The 16,973-nt window shown below is 63.8% G+C and carries 18 protein-coding genes; 5 read left to right on the plus strand and 13 right to left on the minus strand.

The features are described from left to right. Positions 1 to 141: 141 nt before the first annotated feature. Complete coding sequence (ftsY, locus tag MAIT1_RS17330; protein WP_085444799.1) at positions 142 to 1,056, plus strand: signal recognition particle-docking protein FtsY; 915 nt, start codon at positions 142 to 144, stop codon at positions 1,054 to 1,056. Positions 1,057 to 1,104: 48 nt separating this feature from the next. Continuing rightward, on the plus strand, positions 1,105 to 3,231 hold the full coding sequence (locus tag MAIT1_RS17335) for a lytic transglycosylase domain-containing protein (RefSeq protein WP_085444800.1): 2,127 nt from the start codon (positions 1,105 to 1,107) through the stop codon (positions 3,229 to 3,231). Here MAIT1_RS17335 and MAIT1_RS17340 read toward each other — a convergent pair. Genes MAIT1_RS17340 through MAIT1_RS17350 form a run of 3 tightly spaced genes read right to left on the minus strand, consistent with a single transcriptional unit; the run spans position 3,200 to position 4,940 of the window. After that, complete coding sequence (locus MAIT1_RS17340) at positions 3,200 to 3,832, minus strand: thiamine phosphate synthase (protein WP_085444801.1); 633 nt, start codon at positions 3,830 to 3,832, stop codon at positions 3,200 to 3,202. The genes MAIT1_RS17335 and MAIT1_RS17340 overlap by 32 nt on opposite strands. Then, positions 3,829 to 4,461 carry a 7-carboxy-7-deazaguanine synthase QueE gene (locus MAIT1_RS17345; protein WP_085444802.1) on the minus strand — a complete coding sequence of 211 codons (633 nt, stop codon included), beginning with the start codon at positions 4,459 to 4,461 and terminating at the stop codon, positions 3,829 to 3,831. The genes MAIT1_RS17340 and MAIT1_RS17345 overlap by 4 nt, the downstream gene beginning before the upstream one ends. A gap of 41 nt (positions 4,462 to 4,502) precedes the next feature. Beyond that, positions 4,503 to 4,940 carry a 6-pyruvoyl trahydropterin synthase family protein gene (locus tag MAIT1_RS17350; protein WP_085444803.1) on the minus strand — a complete coding sequence of 146 codons (438 nt, stop codon included), beginning with the start codon at positions 4,938 to 4,940 and terminating at the stop codon, positions 4,503 to 4,505. Positions 4,941 to 5,090: 150 nt separating this feature from the next. Here MAIT1_RS17350 and MAIT1_RS17355 point away from each other — a divergent pair, with 150 nt between their 5' ends. Further along, on the plus strand, positions 5,091 to 5,588 hold the full coding sequence (locus MAIT1_RS17355) for a cyclic nucleotide-binding domain-containing protein (protein WP_085444804.1): 498 nt from the start codon (positions 5,091 to 5,093) through the stop codon (positions 5,586 to 5,588). Between the two features lie 155 nt (positions 5,589 to 5,743). Beyond that, entirely contained in the window at positions 5,744 to 7,177 is a 1,434-nt protein-coding gene (locus MAIT1_RS17360) for a tetratricopeptide repeat protein (protein WP_158089586.1), read from the plus strand. Between the two features lie 260 nt (positions 7,178 to 7,437). Here MAIT1_RS17360 and MAIT1_RS17365 read toward each other — a convergent pair whose 3' ends face one another. The 7 genes from MAIT1_RS17365 to MAIT1_RS17395 all read right to left on the minus strand — a co-directional run bounded on the left by MAIT1_RS17365 (position 7,438) and on the right by MAIT1_RS17395 (position 12,995). Then, a complete protein-coding gene (locus tag MAIT1_RS17365; RefSeq protein WP_085444806.1) occupies positions 7,438 to 7,683 on the minus strand; it encodes a hypothetical protein in 246 nt (81 codons plus the stop codon). Between the two features lie 57 nt (positions 7,684 to 7,740). Further along, entirely contained in the window at positions 7,741 to 8,610 is an 870-nt protein-coding gene (locus MAIT1_RS17370) for a symmetrical bis(5'-nucleosyl)-tetraphosphatase (protein ID WP_158089587.1), read from the minus strand. A gap of 27 nt (positions 8,611 to 8,637) precedes the next feature. Beyond that, positions 8,638 to 9,114, minus strand: coding sequence for a CYTH domain-containing protein (locus MAIT1_RS17375; RefSeq protein ID WP_085444808.1), 477 nt, complete (start codon positions 9,112 to 9,114; stop codon positions 8,638 to 8,640). Positions 9,115 to 9,127: 13 nt separating this feature from the next. After that, complete coding sequence (locus MAIT1_RS17380; protein ID WP_085444809.1) at positions 9,128 to 9,892, minus strand: nucleoside/nucleotide kinase family protein; 765 nt, start codon at positions 9,890 to 9,892, stop codon at positions 9,128 to 9,130. Between the two features lie 27 nt (positions 9,893 to 9,919). Beyond that, a complete protein-coding gene (locus MAIT1_RS17385) occupies positions 9,920 to 10,387 on the minus strand; it encodes a CBS domain-containing protein (protein ID WP_085444810.1) in 468 nt (155 codons plus the stop codon). A 110-nt stretch (positions 10,388 to 10,497) separates the two neighbouring features. Next, positions 10,498 to 11,154, minus strand: coding sequence for a HEAT repeat domain-containing protein (locus tag MAIT1_RS17390; RefSeq protein WP_085444811.1), 657 nt, complete (start codon positions 11,152 to 11,154; stop codon positions 10,498 to 10,500). 32 nt (positions 11,155 to 11,186) lie between these two features. Continuing rightward, a complete protein-coding gene (locus tag MAIT1_RS17395; protein ID WP_085444812.1) occupies positions 11,187 to 12,995 on the minus strand; it encodes a tetratricopeptide repeat protein in 1,809 nt (602 codons plus the stop codon). A 319-nt stretch (positions 12,996 to 13,314) separates the two neighbouring features. Here MAIT1_RS17395 and MAIT1_RS17400 point away from each other — a divergent pair, with 319 nt between their 5' ends. Further along, the gene (locus MAIT1_RS17400) at positions 13,315 to 13,665 is read left to right on the plus strand and encodes a hypothetical protein (RefSeq protein WP_085444813.1); all 351 of its coding nucleotides are present in this window, start codon (positions 13,315 to 13,317) and stop codon (positions 13,663 to 13,665) included. On the opposite strand, the gene rimI is transcribed toward MAIT1_RS17400, so the two are convergent. From rimI to MAIT1_RS17415, 3 genes are read right to left on the minus strand one after another with little or no spacing between them, the layout of a single operon-like run. Continuing rightward, entirely contained in the window at positions 13,634 to 14,101 is a 468-nt protein-coding gene (rimI, locus tag MAIT1_RS17405; RefSeq protein WP_085444814.1) for a ribosomal protein S18-alanine N-acetyltransferase, read from the minus strand. The two genes, MAIT1_RS17400 and rimI, sit on opposite strands and share 32 nt — an antisense overlap. Then, positions 14,098 to 14,835 (minus strand): tRNA (adenosine(37)-N6)-threonylcarbamoyltransferase complex dimerization subunit type 1 TsaB, encoded by a 738-nt coding sequence (tsaB, locus tag MAIT1_RS17410; RefSeq protein WP_085444815.1) that lies wholly within the window; start codon positions 14,833 to 14,835, stop codon positions 14,098 to 14,100. The genes rimI and tsaB overlap by 4 nt, the downstream gene beginning before the upstream one ends. Continuing rightward, positions 14,832 to 16,844 (minus strand): DNA repair helicase YoaA, encoded by a 2,013-nt coding sequence (locus MAIT1_RS17415; protein ID WP_085444816.1) that lies wholly within the window; start codon positions 16,842 to 16,844, stop codon positions 14,832 to 14,834. The genes tsaB and MAIT1_RS17415 overlap by 4 nt, the downstream gene beginning before the upstream one ends. Positions 16,845 to 16,973 lie beyond the last annotated feature (129 nt).

Consider the following 16,973-nt stretch of genomic DNA (forward strand, 5'->3'; position numbering starts at 1 on the left):
CGCCCGGCCCACGCCGTGGCGCGTCGATTGCATTTGCTCTTTGGCGGCGGGCGTTGGATAATCCGTGCGCACAGAAATATTCGCCGCCCGGAGTGCGATTCTCTCAAGCCTCCCGTCTCTCTTGCCGATCGTGAATACGCCATGTCTTTTTTCAAGCGACTGAAGTCGGGTCTGTCCAAAACCCGCGAGCAACTGTCAAAGCAGGTTGACGCTCTACTCACCGGCTCCCGCGTGGATGCGGAAACGTATGAGGAGTTGGAGGATCTGCTCATCATGGCGGATTTTGGCGTGGAGACCGCCCAGGCGATCATCCAGCAGACCCGCGAACGCAGCAAAAAAGCCGAAGATGGCGACCAGGTGCGCGACGCCCTCAAAGCGGTGATTCGCGACCATCTGCAGAGTTGCCAGAGTCCGCGCGAGCTGACCGCGCCGGGGCCCCACGTGATCCTCATCGTTGGCGTCAACGGCGTGGGCAAGACCACCACCATCGGCAAGCTGGCGGCCTACCACAAGCAGCAGGGGCGCTCGGTGATGCTGGCGGCGGGGGACACCTTCCGCGCGGCGGCGGTAGAGCAGCTCAAATTGTGGGGAGAGCGGGTGGATGCGCCGGTGATCGCACAGGGACAGGACGCCGATTCGGCTTCGGTGATCCATGACGCCTATGAATCGGCGCGGGCGCGGGGAGTGGATGTGCTCATTGCCGATACCGCTGGACGTCTGCACACCAAGTCCAATCTGATGGAGGAGCTCAAGAAGATCCGCCGGGTGTTGGGCAAATTGGATGCATCGGCGCCCCACGACGTGTGGCTGGTGTTGGACGCCACCACCGGGCAGAACGCCATCAGTCAGGTGCAGACCTTCCACGACGCCATGACCTTGACCGGATTGGCCATCACCAAGTTGGACGGCACCGCCAAGGGCGGCGTGGTGGTGGGGTTGAGCGAGCGCTTCGGTTTGCCGGTGCGCTACGTGGGCGTGGGCGAGGGGGTGGATGATCTGCGCCCGTTCGATGCGGCGGAGTTCGCTGATGCGCTGTTTGATAGCGCCGCCGCTTAATGTGATAGAGTCCCGCGCTGGGCGCGGTTGGCCAGAATAGGGAACGCCATGGATACCGGCATCTCATCACGCAGTGCAACGACGGCTCCTCGTTTGGGGCGACGGCGGCGTGCGCTTGTCTCGCTGGCGACACTGATTGTGGTGATGCTCTCGGGCATCGGCGTCAAGCACGCCGATAGCGCCAAACGCGCCATACCCGCCCCCAAGCCCGTGGCTGACGTGGTGGAGCGTTATCAACGCCTGTTCGATCAATTGGAGCGCGGCGCGGCCATCAAGCCGGTGCTCAATCGCAGTCAGTGGCCGGAGAATGATCTGCTGCGCTCCTATCTCACCCTGGAACTGTTCTTTCATCCCAATTACGCAGCTAAATTCTCCGAGCTGCGCGCCTTCCTCAAACAGTGGCCGGACCACCCCCACGCCTATCGCGTGCGCTGGCTGATGGACTATCACGTCGCCGCTTACGGCTCTACTGCACGGGTGTTGTCGTGGTTCTCCCAGCGTAAGCCGCGTTCGCTGAAGATGCACACGCGCTATCTGGGCGCGCTGCTGGCGGGCGGGCGTCATGAGCAGGCCAAGAGCTTCTGGCGCGAACGTTACCGGGCGGGCGACCTCCTGCCGGTGGATCTGTCGCGAAAACTGGAGAAAGCCTACCCCAAGTTCCTCAAGCAGGCGGACTACCGCGCGCGCGCCAAAGGTCTGGCCATGCGGGGGCGGGAAAAAGGGCTGGCCGCCGTTCTGCCTCATCTGACCAAAGAGCGTCAGACGTACTACGCGGCGATGCTGGCGGGGCGTCTGGCGCGCGGCGGCGAGTTTGACAAGTTGTTGGCCAAATTGCCGCAGGCGCTGCAACACGATTCCGATCTGTGGGAGGCGCGGCTGGATGGTTTGCGCCGCTACAAGCAGCGCCATCGCGCGCTGGAGATGCTTAATGGCAAGGAGGGCGCTTACCTGACGGCGTCGGCGAAAAAGCGGCTGCGCTATAGCATCGGCAAGGGGCTGGCGTCGCTGGATCGGGATCACGAGGCGGCCTATCAGGCGCTGCGGGACAATGTGCGCATCTACGGCGGCAAGCTGGAGGATAGCGCGTGGTTGGCGGGCTGGAGCGCCTATCGCAGCGGCCATGCGCCTGAAGCGTTGGAGGCGTTTGCGCAGATGGCCGACAACGCCCCCAGTCCGCAGCGCAAGAGTCAGGGCGCATTTTGGGCGGCGCGGCTGATTCAGGAGTCGGGGCTCAAGCCGGAGCTGTGGTGGAAAAAGGCGGCGGAGAATCCCGATACCTTCTATGGCTTGCTGGCCCGTGAGCGGCTGCAGGGCGGTCTGAAGCCGTTGCCGGAGGCCAAATTGCCCTGCAACGCATTGCCCCACGGCGCGCCGGGTTTCGATGCGGGGGTGGCGCGACTGCGTCTGCTCAAAGAGGTGGGGCGCAGCTACTACAATGGGCCGGAAATCCGCGCCATGGCCGAGCGGCTCAAGCTCTCCAAACGGGATCAGATCTGTCTGGCGCAGCTCTACGCCGATCCCAACCACGCCCTGAAGATGGCCGCCAAATTGCGTCACAACGACGGCGTACGCATCTGGAGCGGTCTCTATCCGCAACCGGAGTGGGAGCCGCAGGATGGCTGGCGGCTGGATCCGGCGCTGGTGTGGGGCGTGGCCCGTCAGGAGAGCCTGTTTTTCCACCGCGTGCAGTCCTCGGCCAAGGCCAAAGGGTTATTGCAGTTGATCCCCCCCACCGCGCGTCACGAAGCCAAACTGCTGGGCATGCCCGCCGCCACCCCCTATCGCCTGAGTCTGCCTGCGTACAATCTGGCGCTGGGGCAATCCTATCTGAAGCGCATGCTGGAGAAGTGGGACGGCGACATGGTGCTGGCGTTGATCTCCTATAACGCCGGGCCGCACCGCGCCAACAAGTGGCGGCGGGTGCGCGACAGCCTCGATCCCATCACCTTCATCGAGGAGATCCCGTTCAAGGAGACCCGCCACTATGTGAAGCGGGTGACCCTGGGCGCGGCGCTGTATCGGTTGCAGATGTACGGACAGGCCAGCGTGGAGGGGTTGATCGAACCGGGCAAACCGGGCCTGGGCGATATCCTGCCTCCGGCTAGCATTGCCAGAGTGCGCGCCCAGCCGCGGTTGACCCGGGTTATCGAGCCGCGGCGTCGAGCCGTGCAATAAGTCGCTGTGCGGCGTGCTGGGGATCCTCCTGGGCGCACACGCCGCGAATCACCGCCACCCCATCGGCCCCGGCGCGTAGCGCCTCGGCGGCGTTGTCGGGGGTGACGCCGCCCAAGGCCAATACCGGACCGGCGATCTGCTGGCGCAACTGCGCAAAGCGTTCGGCGCCCAGCGCGGGCGCGCCGGGATGGCTCCGGGTGGCGAACAGCGGCGACAGGGTGACGTAGTTGGCCCCCGCGTGCAGCGCGGCGTTGGCGCTATCCAGGTGATGCGCAGAGCGTCCAATGAGCGCCTCAGCGCCCAATGCGGCGCGCGCTTGCGCAACATCTTCAGATTCCGCCAGATGAACCCCCGCCGCGCCGATGCGCGCAGCCAGCGCCACATCCCCATGCAGCAGCAGATGCGCCCCTAATGGCGCAAGCAACCTCATCAACTCTTCGGCTAACCTCTGGCGCTGCTCTGCGCTAAGCTCTTTCTCCCGCAACAGGAAGTGCCGCGCGCCGCCGCGCGCCGCCGCAACCATCCAGCGTTGAGGATGGGGGCACGCTTGTGCGTTGGATATGAGCAATAGGCGGGGAGTACGCAGCTCGGCGCGGCTCATTGAATGCCCAGATATTTGTGGCTCTGAATCGACAGGCGCACGTTGCCGGAACTGGATTGAATGCGCTGGATGCAGGCGCGCGCCGCCGCCGGGTCGGGTTTGTCACCGATGGCGCGCGGTTGCAACCACACCAGCGGATGCTGCGCGCCCAGCGCCTCGATGCGCGACCACTGGGCGTCGCTCATGTCGGTCCCGCCAATGAATTTCAGCTCGTTGGCGCGCATCAGCAGCTCTTCATCGAGGGCTGTTTTGGGCGACAGCGTGAGCCAGTCGAGCCCCTCCGGGACCGGGCCGCCGACGCCGCTGCTCTCCATGGCGATCCAATATCCGGCCTGTTTGAAGTGATCGATGAACGTCTGCAGATTGGCCACCGCCAGGGGTTCGCCGCCGGTGAGCAGGAGGTTGCGGCAGAGCGGGGCCAGCGCCTGAATGCGTTGGCTGAGCTCCTCCACTGTGACCTGCTCGGCCAGCGCCGGATCGCGATGTTTGGGTTCGTCGCACCAGGGGCAGGCGAGGGGGCAGCCGGAGAAGCGCACGAACACCATGGCGCGTCCGCTCCAGGCGCCTTCGCCCTGCAGGGAGTGGAACAGGTCGCAAATGGCGTATGTGCGGGGGGCGGCAGAGGGCATGAGCTTGCGTGCGCTGTGTGCAGCGCGTCGGAAACAGAGGATTAAGGAGTGGGCGGCGCGTAACCCAAGGCGATAGCGTCGTTACGGTCCGCCTCCGCCAGGGCGCTGATGGTCTCCCACAATCGCGCGCTGTGCACCCGCGCCGCGCCGATGCCCGGTTGGCCATCCACATGGCGCATGCACCAGCCGACGATCCACGCCGCCAGATGCTCCGCGGAGGTATAGGGAATCTCCGGCACGGTCTGGTTCAGATCGTGATGGTCCAGGTAGCGGTCGATCAGTTCCGGCTGCACAATCTGCTTGATGCGGCCAAAGTCCACCACAAAGCCCGATTGCGGGTCATTGGGATCCACCGCGCGCACGGGGCCTTCAAAGGTCAGCTCCAGCAGGTAGGAGTGGCCATGCTCACGGCGGCAGCGCCCATCATGGTAGGGCAGGCGGTGGGCCGCTTCGAAGCGGAACTGTTTGGTGATCTTCATGGCGCTATCATAATCATCCGGCGCGGCGCGTCAATGCCCTTGCGCAGGATGGAGCCGAGACAATCCATTGGTTGTTACATTGGCCTGAACATGGCACACTATGTGGATACGAAAAATAGAGGGAGATCACCGCAACAACGGACTGGCAATATGGTCACCATTGAGGATCTGGGTCGCATCAATCTGCTTAAGGACGTGCGCCCGCAAGCGCTGGAGCGCATTGCGGGCTTCAGTCAGTTGCGCACCTATTCGCCGGGAGAGCGGATACTCAGCGCCGCCGACAGCGCGTTTGAGCGCGATCTCTATCTGCTGCTCAATGGCGAGGTGTCGGTGGTGAAAATCGTGTTGCCGCCGCTGCAGGTGGGGCAGGTGGATATCGACGCCATTCAGAGCCAGGTCTATGGCGAGATCGGCTGGTTGATGGATCGCAGCCCCACCGCCGAGCTGTTCAGCAAGTCCAACACCGTCTTCATCCAGGTCAATGGTCGCCGCCTCAAGCAGTTGTGCGCTCAGGACACCCACACTGGCCATCTGATCATGATGCGTCTGGCGATTCTGCTGGCGCGCCGCACCGATAATCTTACCGAATTGATGGCGGTTACTGAAATCGCCAAGCAGCAGCGCGACAATATGAAGGATTTTATCTAAATTCTCTTCTGTGGCGCTCCTTCGCTCCTGACGCTGACCTGTCTCCATTTGTCGAAGCGCTGTCGATCCGTTCCCCGGTCTATCTGACTATGCCGCGAAAATCGAAAAAACACCCCCACGCCTCCCGCGCTAACAAACGCGGCGCCTCGCAATTAATGGCGCTGGTTCAGGAGGCGGCGCAACTGCGCGCCCAGGGGCGCGGCGTGGAGGCGCTGGCCAAGGCGCAGGAGGCGGCCCGATTGGGCCCGGATCAGCCGGATATTCTGCAACTGCTCGCGGTGCTACATCTGGAGCAGGGCGATCCCAAACGGGGGTTGCCGCTGCTTGAGCGCGCCGTACAACTCGCCCCCAACGCCGAGAAGCTGTTCAACCTGGGTATTGCCCGGGAAGAGAGTGGGCAGTGGGAGACGGCCATTGCAGCCTATGAACAGGCGCTGGCCTTGGATGCCGCGCGGTCGGATATCCGCAACAATCTGGCCATGGCGTTGGCGGCGGTGAATCGGTTGGCGGAGGCGGAAGCGACTCTGCGCGAGGTGCTGGCCCGTGAACCCGGTCAATTGGCCGCCAGCAACAATCTGGGCATTGTGCTGCGTAAGCGGGGGCGTCTGGATGAGGCGCAGACGCTCTACGCTGAACTGCTCGCACGCGCCCCCCATGACGCCAATGCGCTGTACAACCGCGCCATGTTAGCGTTTGAGATGGGCGACCTGCGCACCGGCTTTGCCCAATATGCAACGCGCTTTGCCGCCGGGCGCGTCAAACCGCTGCGCTTTGGCGGTCCGGCCTGGCGTGGTGAGCCGTTGTACGGGCGCACGCTGCTGATTCAGAACGAGCAGGGCTTCGGCGACGCCATCCAGTACATCCGTTTCGCCCGATTGGTCAAAGCGCAGGGCGCGCGGGTCATCGTCGCCATTGAACCAGCGCTGCATCGCCTGTTCAATGCGCTGCCGTGGGTGGACCAGTGTATTGGTCTGGTCGGGCTGCCGCCTGCATATGATTTCCAAGTGGCGATGATGGATCTGCCCGGCGTGCTGGGGCTGGGTGAGACTGATCTGCCCGGCGAGGTGGGCTATTTGCCCGTACTGCCGGAGTGGCGCGGAGCGGCTCAGTCTGAGGCGATGGCGCCGGATGCGCTCAATGTGGGGCTGGTGTGGCGCGGCAGCGCAGCGCATAGTAACGACCATAATCGTTCGTTGGAGATTACGGCGTTGGAACCGCTACTGTCTGTGCCCGGGGTGCGTTTTCACGCCCTGGTCAAGGATCTGGCTGCGCGCGAGAAGCGCGCCATCGCCACCACGCCGACCCTGATCAACCGTGAGGCTGAACTGGAGGACTTTGCCGCCACGGCGGCTGTGGTGGAGAGTCTGGATCTGTTGATCAGCGTGGACACCGCCGCGCTGCATCTGGGCGGCGCGTTGAATAAACCCACCTGGGGGCTGCTGCATGCGCCGCCGGAGTGGCGCTGGATGTGGGAGCGAGAGGATTCGCCGTGGTACCCCTCTGTACGCCTGTTCCGGCAGCCGCATCCGGGAAATTGGGCGGGTGTTGTCGAACAGGTAGCGCAAGCCCTCTGCCGGTTGGTGGGTTGACGGCGGAGCCCTCCTCTTTGTTCATACAGAGAACGACAAATGTTTGCGTGACGCAGGTAAAGCTCGCGCTGACTATTGGCCTCCGGCTGGCCGGAGGCGGGGTCTGGGGTCTGCGACCCCAGCGGGGTGTGGGGCGGCGCCCCACGGTTTGGTCGTTGGGAGCTCGAGGGCAAAGCCCTCGATATCTTCCATCGCCAAAATCGCCACTGTCCAATTTCGCATTCGCATGAGAAACGGATCGTAAAGGCGGCGCCAAAGAGTCATCCGCGACGGCGGTTGAACATCTCCCGCGCCATGTTCGCCAGCCCTTCCAACGCTTGCGCCGGGCCTTCGCCCTGCTTCCAGCGCCAGTAGAGATAGCCCATCAGGGCCAGGGCGCTGAAGAAGAACAGCGTCTTGAACAGCGACCACAAAAAGCCCAACGCCAGCAACGCCGCAATGACGGCGCCGACGATGGTGATCAGGGAGTTGGTGTTCATCAAGGGGATGCTCCGGCTGCTGGACATGCTCTGTTCCTTGCGCTCAAAGGGTCTCGACCCGCGCAGGATGCGGTGCGCAGGCCGTTATCGTGAAAAATAGCCGCTGCTCGGCACAGCGGTGATGGGCGCCTGCGGATCGTCCAAGCGGATGGCGCTGAGGGCGCCGCCATAGACGCAGCCGCTGTCCAGCCCCACCGTGTGGGGCGTGACTGTGAGGCCAGCGGCGGCCCAGTGGCCGTAGACGATGCGTGGTTCGCCCGCATCACGCTGGTATCGATCGCGAAATCCATGCCAGGGCTGATAGGGGAAATCCAGCGGCGGTACGCCATAGGGGTCTTCCAGCCCCATCTCGGCGGCCTCTTTGGGCCACAGCAGCGTTCCTTCAGGGTTGCAGACGCGGATGTGGGTCAGGGCGATAAGGGCGAAGCGCAGCGGCTCCCAAGGGGGGGCGTCGGCCTCGGGCAGGCGTTGCGGCAGGCTGCGCGGGAAGTTGCTCAACATCACTTCGGCGCTGGGAGCGTCGCGCAGGGCGTCCTCCACCCGGCGCGACCAATAGCGCGCGGTGGCCAGGGACCAGTCGCTGGGCAGTCCGGCGTGGGTCATGGCCCAGCCCAACTCAGGGGCTTCCACCAGCAGCGGCCAGGAGCGGATCCAGGTCAGGAGTTCGGCGCCGTCGTCGGCGTTGAAGTAGTCGCCATGGCGCTGATAGAGCTTGCTCTCCGGCGGCGCGTAGTACGCCGCCAGCAGGCGCGCCTCATGGTTGCCCAGTACGGTGACGGCGGCGTCGCCCAGCCCCTTGACCAGACGCAGCACGCCCAGCGAGTCGGGACCGCGATTGATCAGGTCGCCGACGAACCACAGGCGGTCGGCGGCGGGGTCAAAATTGAGCGCCTCAAGCAGGCGTTGTAACTCCGGTAGGCAACCATGCACGTCGCCAATGGCGTAGTGGGCCAAGGTGTCAACTCCGATGCGGCGAGGAAACTACTCGCTCTGGTTCCATTTGCTATAGGGGTAGTTGACCAGATTGGAGTTGGCGTAGCGCCGGTCATGGGTCACCTCTTGGCCCACCCAGTCGGGCAGATCCACCGGGTGATCCTCATGGGGCAACTCCACTTCAGCGACGATGAGCCCCTGGTTGTCGCCGAAGAACTCGTCCACCTCCCAAAACACTTCGCCTTGGGGAATCACCGTGCGGTTCTTCTCCAAAATCGGCGGCATGCACAGGGTGTCCAGCAGGCTCTGGGCGTCGCTGAGGGGAATCTCATATTCAAACTCGGGACGCGCGGCGCCGCGATTGCGCCCCTTGATGGCCAACGTGCCCTTTTCTCCAGCTATGCGCACGCGCACCACCCGATCCTTGTCGGTGGAGAGAAAGCCCTGGCGAAAGCGCGTGGTGGTTCCCTGTCCGCGCCAGCCGTCGCCGGTGACGAGAAATTTGCGTTCGATTTCGATTGCCATTGTTGTCAATCCTTCATCTCTGCAACGCCGCGTCCCCCTGCGCGGGAATCAACTCCTGTGGCCAGCGTTCTGCCCAGGCGCAAGTTTGGCTGCGCAACAACGTAGCGTAGCAGTTTAGCGCTCGCGCCGCATCGCCCAGCAGCAAGGGAAATGCGTCCCAGTTATCGTGCTCCTCGCCATCGTGGCAGGGGATCACCCAATCAAAGCGCCACGCCAGCCGCATCTCCCGGCAGGCGCGGGTGCAGCGCCGTTCAATATCCTCCAGGTCCGGCAGCCCCAGGCGCGTTTTAAACCGCGTGGTGCGCTTGAGCAGTTTGCGCCGCTGCACATCGGCGACCAGGCGATCCAGATCCAGCCCAGCGGCGCGGGCCTGCTCAATCTCCGCTCGATTCAGCGGCGAAAGGAACACGCTGAGGGTCTCATGGCGGGCCAGCACGCCCTGTTCGTCAAGCTGGGCGACCATCTCCGGATTGGCCTCCAGAAAGGCGTCATGGCCCTCTTGCATGGCGCGGTCTATATCGGCGAAGGCCAGACACTGCAGATCGCCGCGCGCTTCGAACAGCAGATGTTCGGCCTGTTGGCCGATCTCCGCAATGCGCGCGCGGGGACGAAAGTGGTAGTGCACGCCGTCCCGCTCGCCGGGGCGGGGGGCGCGCTGGTTGTAGATCACCACCTGACGCAGCCGTCCGGCAAGATCCGGCTCATACTGACGCAGCGCCGTCATCAACGGCCCCTTGCCCACGCAGGAGGGGCCGGAGAGGAGAATCAGACGACCCATGGCGATGCCTCCCTGTTCATCCGGCGCTTAGGCTTCGTTTTGCGGCATGCCCAGCTCACGCTGGAAGATCGCTTTGTGCACGTCGCCCAGGCTGACGATGCCGATGAGGCGATTCTCCGGGTCCACCACCGGGATGCGACGGAAGCCATGCAGGGCCATGCGCGAGGCGGCCAGCATGATGGGATCCTCCGGCCCCACGGTGTAGAGGCGCGAGGTCATCAGCTCGCTCACATCGCGGGTGAGCACGTCGTGGTAGGCCAGCTCCATGCTCTCGAAGTCCTTGCAGCGCACTGGGTCGGCGAGAAAGTCCGAGTAGCTGGGCAGCAGGCAGTTGAGAATATCCTTCTCCGACACCAGCCCCACCAGACGCCCCTCATCATCCACCACCGGCACGCCGCTGATCTTGCGCGTGCAGATGGCGGCGGCCACAGAGCGCGTCTGATCATAGGGCTTGGCGGTGATCATCTCGGTGGTCATCACCTCTTTGACGAGCATGGCGGTCTCCTGAAAAGGCCGGGGTGAGGCGCAGCGCGCCGGTTTGCGAACAGTCTATTGTTGCTTCGAGCACAACCCTGGGGGAGAAATTCCCAACTTCATCAAAGAAGTTACGCTTCGCTCAGCGTCTCGCGCAACTCCTCAAGGGCGTCGGCGGCCACTTCGCGCACCTGCGCATCGGCGTCGCCCGCCAGCGCCAGCAGCGGCGGCAGGGCGATGGGCGAGCCGGTGAGGCCCAGCGCGGTGGCGGCGTCGCCGCGAATGCGCGGCGAGGGGTGGCTGACCAGGGGCAGCAGTGCGCTGGCCAATGGCTGCGCCAGATCGGTTCCACGCAACTCCTCAAGCACCACCATGATGCCCAGGCGCCCGTTGACGTCCACCTCTTCATCGGCCAGCAGGTCGCCCAGCGCCAGCAGCATGGCGGGATTTTCGCGGCACAGTTGCTCGGCCAGGGCGCGCTGGCCAGAGGTGAACAGATGCTCCAGATAGATGGCGCGGCCCTTGGGGTTGGCGTGGGTTTGCGTCCATTCGCGCCACTGCGCGGCGGGCATCTCACCGGCGAAAATGAACTCGCCCAACTGGATCCAGGGGGCGGCTTTGATCTGATAGCGCGCCAGCAGCTCGGGGGCGTCCACGGCGTCGCGCACGACGAGGCTGGCGAGCTGGCCGCTCTCAAGCAGCGCATCGAGCGCTGTTTTGACCGCGCCGCAGTGGGGGCAGCCGGGGGTGGTGATAAGCAGGGCGTCGGGTGGGGCGGGATGCGTCAAATTCGGCTCCTTGGCGAAACGGGGGTGATCGGCTATGAGGCGTTTTCCGCCCGCTGCGCGCGGATGGCGTCCAGCAGGGCCTCCTCCTCCTTGAGGCGCTCCGCCTCATCGTGACCAGCGCTGCCCAGCATGTCCAGATAAACATTTATGAATTGGGGTAAGTCAGGGTAGCCAGGACGCTCAGAGATGATGTCGACAAGAGACTGTTTCACCATGTGTAGAGCCGCTGTTTTTTCCTCCTGTGCGAAGAGGATAAGCGCGCGGCTAAAGCGAAACATCGCGCGATGAAACAGACCAAGTTGCGCTTTCTCAATGACGGTAAGCGCCTGATCGATCTGCGTCATCGCAGCGGGTAAATTTCGTAACAGGAAAAAATCCATGGCGCGTTGGCGTTGCAGATAGAGTCGCTCCAAATCATCTTCCGGGGTCCCTTTCTCATTCTGCGCCGCCAGCGCGCGCTCTACGTACGCCAAGTTGACGCGCGGCTGGTTCATGGTCAAATCCGCCAACAGGGTGAGAGGCAGCGCGCTAAAAGGATGATTCTTGTACAGAGCCTTGTCAAAAATCTCCACGGCACGGAGGGCGTCTGCGACGGCCTCTTCTGTGCGGCCCTGCTCCTGGTGCGCCATGGCCATGATGGTCACTATCCAGGCTTCCGCTGGGCTGTCTTTGGCGTAGATGCGCTGAAACTGCGAGCGAGCGGCGTTGAGAGATTGCAGGGCGCCCAGATGGTCGCCAGCGTCAATTTGCGCCACAGAGAGATACACACGGATCCAAGCGTTGATCGCCTTGTCCTGGCTCAGACTCTTTCTTGACTGGGCCAGTGCGGCTTGGAAAAATTTGATGGCGGATTGAGGCGCTTCACGCTGAGTTTCCAAACGACCAAAGAGCATTAAATTACGGACTTCGTGGATGGGGTCGGGTTTTTCCAGTTTGAGCATTTCCGATTGCGCCTGCGCCAAGAGCGTACGCGCCTTATCCAAGTCGCCGTCTGGGTCCAGCAGAGGAATGAGCGCCGTCTCCATGAGCAGATAAAGCAGCGATCCATCGTGCTCGTCCGGGCTCTCCTGGAGTTTGGCCACAGTTGTCGCCATGGCGGCGTAAGCTTGCTCCCACTGGGCGTTGAGCACATGGCGATCAGCGATTAAGCGCGACAGACTGGTGGCGCGAATACGGTCAGAGGCGCCAGTGTTGCGTTGGTGCAGTTCTGTCACGAGTTCGGCGATCTGTGGGTGGATCTCATTCCAGTGGCCGAGACGAGTCAGCGCGCGCAAACGGATATCGCGCAAATAGAGGCAGACGTTGCCGTGTTGCTCGATATGGCAGGCTCGCTCACCGCTGGAAGCGGTCTCCACGGCGGCTTCCCACACGCCCAACGCCATGGACCAGTTGGCGGCGACATAGGCGGCTGCGGGCGCCGACAGGTCCCGCGCGCGGTCATCAATGGGATGGGCGATGAGTTGTTTGAGGCGTGTGAACCCTTCAGCATGACGCTGTTGGCGGAATGCTGTGTGGATTTCCGCAAAAGCTTTGCCCTGAGGATGGTCTGCGTAAGAGCGCTCCAGATGAGCCAAATAGCGTAGGCTTGCCGAGGCGTAATAGATGCTGTCGTTAAGGGCGGACTCCGTGGCGTTGTGGGCCAGCAGCCACAATGCAATGGGCGCGGACTTGGCCGCCATGATCTGATTGTGCCGCGTTTCGTCGTGGCGTTTGAGCAGATAGCCCAGCGTATTGAGTAGCGGGATGGGCCACTTGGGCTGGGTAAAATCGGTTTCCAGGGTAAATGCCCACTGGCGGAAGCGATCTCTCGGTAGCCCGCGGGTGTAGGCCAAACGGTTCAATCGCGACAGTCCTTCAGGCGTGGCTGGAGGCTGTTCCGCAACCGTGAGGGCCGCCGCAGTGGGGGCTTTTTCCGCACCGTGCGCAGGGTGCAACGAAAATAGAAGCAGTATGGCGAGTATTAGACGTGTGGGGCGCATGTGAGGCTCCCAGGCTCAAGTAGGGAAAATAGTCTTAAACTCAAGTTATTATGCGTAGCCTTGAGCAGAAAATCCATGCTGTGAGGTCGCTTCTGGGGTAGTGTCTTCCCTGTGCCAGGAAATCAGGAAGGTCTGGGGCGCGTTGTCCCACTGCGCATCCCATTTCGCCAAGAGGCTGGGTATGATCATCACGCAGCTGGATTCACAAACCTTCTACGCCCTCATCGACAATGAGGATATGCGCAGCTATGACGGCGTGAATCAGTTGCGCGGGGTGAATCATCGCGGGCGGCTCTACTATGTGGAGCTGGCGTGCTCCCATCTTAACAGCACCGCTATCGCTGTGTTGATGATGCTGCGCGAGTTCACCGATAATCGAATCCGTCTGCTGCGGCCGCGTGACGAAAAGATTGAAGCGCAATTCGCCAGTTTACACATCGACGAGGCCTTCACCTTTGTGGAGACGCTGCCGTTGGATATGGCCGATAAGCTGGAGCGGTTCAGCTTGAAAGCTCCAGATCCAGGCGCATGACGATGGCGTCTTCGGGATTGTGCTTGTCCGGGTAGTACCCCTTGCGCACGCCGATGACGGCAAACCCGAGCTTCTCATACAGCGCGCGGGCCGCATGGTTGGCGTCGCGCACCTCCAGCAGCATGGCCGCGCCCTCCTGAGAGCGCGCAATTTCGATCAATTCAGCCATCAAACGCGCGCCCCAGCCCTGACGGCGCAGCTGCGGGGCCACCCCCACGCTCATCACATGCCATTCGTCGAACAGCGGTCGCGCCACGCCAAAGCCGCAGAGCCTCTCGTCGGCGTCGGTCAGCACCAGCGCCGCCGCGCCCTGATTGAGCTCATCAATGAACATGGCGGCGGTCCAGGGGCGTTTGGAGACCGCGTAGTCGAGCCGCGCCAGACTTTCAGCGTCATCAACTGACATCGGACGAATAGCCAGCTCCGGCGCGTTCACGACGCCTCAGTCAGCGCTTTGAGTCGATTCTCCTCGGCCTCGGAGCGACGGATGTAGAGCGGCTCCAATCCCGGGTCTGTGCCGCCGCCGCCCTGGGAGAACAGCGCTGCGCCCAGACGCCCCAGCGCCGCCGGGTCCACTTGCCCACGGGCCGTATCGTTTTGCGTCCAGGAGTCGAGTGGGGCGGGCAGCAGCGGAGCGCCATCGCCGGTGAGCAGAATCTCGGTGTCGTGGGGCGCCGCTTGGGCGATGGCCGCCTGCATGGCGTCAGGCGTGAGCAGGCAGGGGGGCAGCAGTTCGCGCGGCGCGGCGTCGCTCGATGGTTCTACGCCGAAGTCATATAGCGCGCCGAACAGCTCGCCGCGACGCGCATCCATCAATGCCGCAATGACGCCGGAGGGCGCTTCCACTGCGCTCATGGCCAATGCGCGCAGGGTGTCGCAGGGGACGATGGGCGTCTGCCACGCCGTTTGCAGCCCTTTGGCGTAGGCCAGGGCGATGCGTGCGCCGGCAAACGCGCCGGGGCCGATGGTGCAGGTGACCCAATCCAGATCGCGCAGTGTCCAGCCCGCTTCGCCGCACAGCGCTACGACGGCGTCGGGCAGGTTGGTCACATGGGCGCCGCGCTCGTCGAACACCCGGCTGGCGATGAGTTGCTGGCCCGCCATCACCGCCACGCACCCCTGCGGGGTGGCGGTGTGGAGAATCAGTTGTTTGGGGTCGTTTGAGCTCATGGAACGGGCTCCGCAGCGGGGTCGGGCGCAGGCTGGTCCACACTGGGTTGGACGGCGGCCTGGGCGGCGAATTCGGCGTCAAAGAACTCCGCCACATCGCTGAAATCCTGCACGATGCGCGCGGGCGGCAGTCCCTTGATAAAGCGTTTGCCGTAGCCTTTGCGGGTGATGCGGGTGTCCAGAATCGCCATCACGCCGCGATCCTTGGTGCTGCGCAGCAGGCGGCCAATGCCCTGCTTGAGGGTGAGGATCGCCTGGGGGATGGAGAGCTGGGCAAAGGCGTTGCCGCCCTGGGACTCGATGTGGCGATTGCGCGCGGCGGTGAGCGGATCGCCGGGAGAGGCGAAAGGCAGGCGGTCGATCACCACCAGCGACAGCGCCTCACCGGGCACGTCCACCCCCTCCCAGAAGGTTCCGGTGCCCAGCAGCACTGAGTGGGGGTCGGCGGCGAACGCCTCCAGCAGCGCCCGTTTGGGCGCATCGCCCTGGGTCATCAGACGATAGGGAATATTGCCCTCCAGCGCCTCGCGCGCCATCTCCAGCATGCGATAGCTGGTGAACAGGCACAGGGCGCGGCCCCGACTGGCTAGGATCAGTTCGCGCAGCTCGCGCAGGGCCAGTTGTGGGAATTGCGGCGCGGTGGGCTCGGGCAGACGGCGCGGCAGATAGAGCAGGGACTGATTGGCGAAGTCAAATACCGGCGGCAGGTTCTCGCGCACCGTGATCTCCGGGTCCAATCCCAATTGATTGAGAAAGTAGTCGAAACCGCTCTCGCCCTCGGCGGTGGTGAGGGTGGCCGAGGCGAACACCGCGCTGCGCACTTTGGGGTAGAGCGTCCCGCGCAGGGTGTCGCCCACATGGATGGGCGAGGCTTGCAGGAACACCCCTTTGCCGCGGGTTTCGAACCAGTAGACGCGGGTTGGGTCGTCCAGGGTGCGGATCACCCCGGCGGCGGTGATGAGCGCCTCGGCGCGGCGTCCGCAGGCGGCGATGCCAGCGCTGCGCGGGCGGTGCGGCTCCAGCCGGTCGAGAAAGATGGAGAGCGCGTTTTCCGTGGCGATGAGGGCGCGGCCCGGTTCGCGCTCCAGATCGGCGGCGCCGAGCGCGGCGCGATGATTCTCCTGCGGGAAGGCGCTGCGCAGTTGCGCGGCGGCGTCCTCCAGTCCGCCCAGCGCCATCAGCGGCTCGGGGTCGTCCATGCCCACCTCTTCGAATTCGCGGCGGGCGTCGCGGGCCAATTCGCGCAGCTTGTAGTTGCTCACCTCCAGGCCAAAGAAGCGCGTCACCACCTCGGGGATCTGATGCGCCTCATCGAACACTACAATGCGGTAGTTGGGCAGAATCTCGCCAAAACCGCCCTCCTTGACCGCCAGATCGGCGAAGAACAGATGGTGGTTGACCACCACCAACTCCGCCTCACGGGCGCGGGCGCGGGCTTGGATCAGGTAGCAATCCATGTAGTCGGGACATTGTCCGCCCAGACAGTTATCGCCCTGGATGCTGATTTCGCTCCAGATGCGGTTGCGTTCGGGCAGGTCATACAGCTCGTCGCGGTCGCCGGTGAGGGTTTCGGCGGCCCACCCCTCCACCGCGCGCATCATCATGCGCTCTTCGGCGTTCATGGGGTAGGGGGCCTGATTGAACTGGCGATAGCGATGCAGGCACAGGTAGTTGGCGCGCCCTTTGAGGGTGGCGGCGGAGAAGGGGCGCTGCAGGGCGCGGCGCAGCAGCGGAATATCCTTCTCAAAAATCTGATCCTGCAGCGCCTTGGTGGCGGTGGAGACCACCACTTTGAGCCCTTCGGCCAGCAGCGGCAGCAGATAGCCGATGGTCTTGCCGGTGCCAGTGCCCGCCTCCAGTAACAGCAGGCCGTCATCGGCGCACGCCTGAGCCACGCGCAGCCCCATGCGCGCCTGGGCGGCGCGCGGCTCATAGCCGGGGTGGGCGCGGGCCAGCGGGCCGTCGGGGCCAAACAGTTCGTCGATGCGGGATTCCAGGGCGTCAGACATGGTCGCATCATCGCCCAGGCGGGCGGGGATGACAATGTCTGCCGCGCCCGGGCTCGCCTATGATTTCATTTACGCAGGGGATTGGGTATCATGAACTATTCGCGATATTGTGCGTTGGCCGTCATGGCT

Source organism: Magnetofaba australis IT-1 (genome assembly GCF_002109495.1).
GTDB lineage: Bacteria > Pseudomonadota > Magnetococcia > Magnetococcales > Magnetococcaceae > Magnetofaba > Magnetofaba australis.

What these genes read in the sequence shown, in the direction of transcription:
- ftsY (WP_085444799.1), top strand. Translation starts at nt 142, where the DNA reads ATGTCTTTTTTCAAGCGACTGAAGTCGGGTCTGTCCAAAACCCGCGAG.
- MAIT1_RS17335 (WP_085444800.1), top strand. Translation starts at nt 1,105, where the DNA reads ATGGATACCGGCATCTCATCACGCAGTGCAACGACGGCTCCTCGTTTG.
- MAIT1_RS17340 (WP_085444801.1), bottom strand. Translation starts at nt 3,832, where the DNA reads ATGAGCCGCGCCGAGCTGCGTACTCCCCGCCTATTGCTCATATCCAAC.
- MAIT1_RS17345 (WP_085444802.1), bottom strand. Translation starts at nt 4,461, where the DNA reads ATGCCCTCTGCCGCCCCCCGCACATACGCCATTTGCGACCTGTTCCAC.
- MAIT1_RS17350 (WP_085444803.1), bottom strand. Translation starts at nt 4,940, where the DNA reads ATGAAGATCACCAAACAGTTCCGCTTCGAAGCGGCCCACCGCCTGCCC.
- MAIT1_RS17355 (WP_085444804.1), top strand. Translation starts at nt 5,091, where the DNA reads ATGGTCACCATTGAGGATCTGGGTCGCATCAATCTGCTTAAGGACGTG.
- MAIT1_RS17360 (WP_158089586.1), top strand. Translation starts at nt 5,744, where the DNA reads ATGGCGCTGGTTCAGGAGGCGGCGCAACTGCGCGCCCAGGGGCGCGGC.
- MAIT1_RS17365 (WP_085444806.1), bottom strand. Translation starts at nt 7,683, where the DNA reads ATGTCCAGCAGCCGGAGCATCCCCTTGATGAACACCAACTCCCTGATC.
- MAIT1_RS17375 (WP_085444808.1), bottom strand. Translation starts at nt 9,114, where the DNA reads ATGGCAATCGAAATCGAACGCAAATTTCTCGTCACCGGCGACGGCTGG.
- MAIT1_RS17380 (WP_085444809.1), bottom strand. Translation starts at nt 9,892, where the DNA reads ATGGGTCGTCTGATTCTCCTCTCCGGCCCCTCCTGCGTGGGCAAGGGG.
- MAIT1_RS17385 (WP_085444810.1), bottom strand. Translation starts at nt 10,387, where the DNA reads ATGCTCGTCAAAGAGGTGATGACCACCGAGATGATCACCGCCAAGCCC.
- MAIT1_RS17400 (WP_085444813.1), top strand. Translation starts at nt 13,315, where the DNA reads ATGATCATCACGCAGCTGGATTCACAAACCTTCTACGCCCTCATCGAC.
- tsaB (WP_085444815.1), bottom strand. Translation starts at nt 14,835, where the DNA reads ATGAGCTCAAACGACCCCAAACAACTGATTCTCCACACCGCCACCCCG.
- MAIT1_RS17415 (WP_085444816.1), bottom strand. Translation starts at nt 16,844, where the DNA reads ATGTCTGACGCCCTGGAATCCCGCATCGACGAACTGTTTGGCCCCGAC.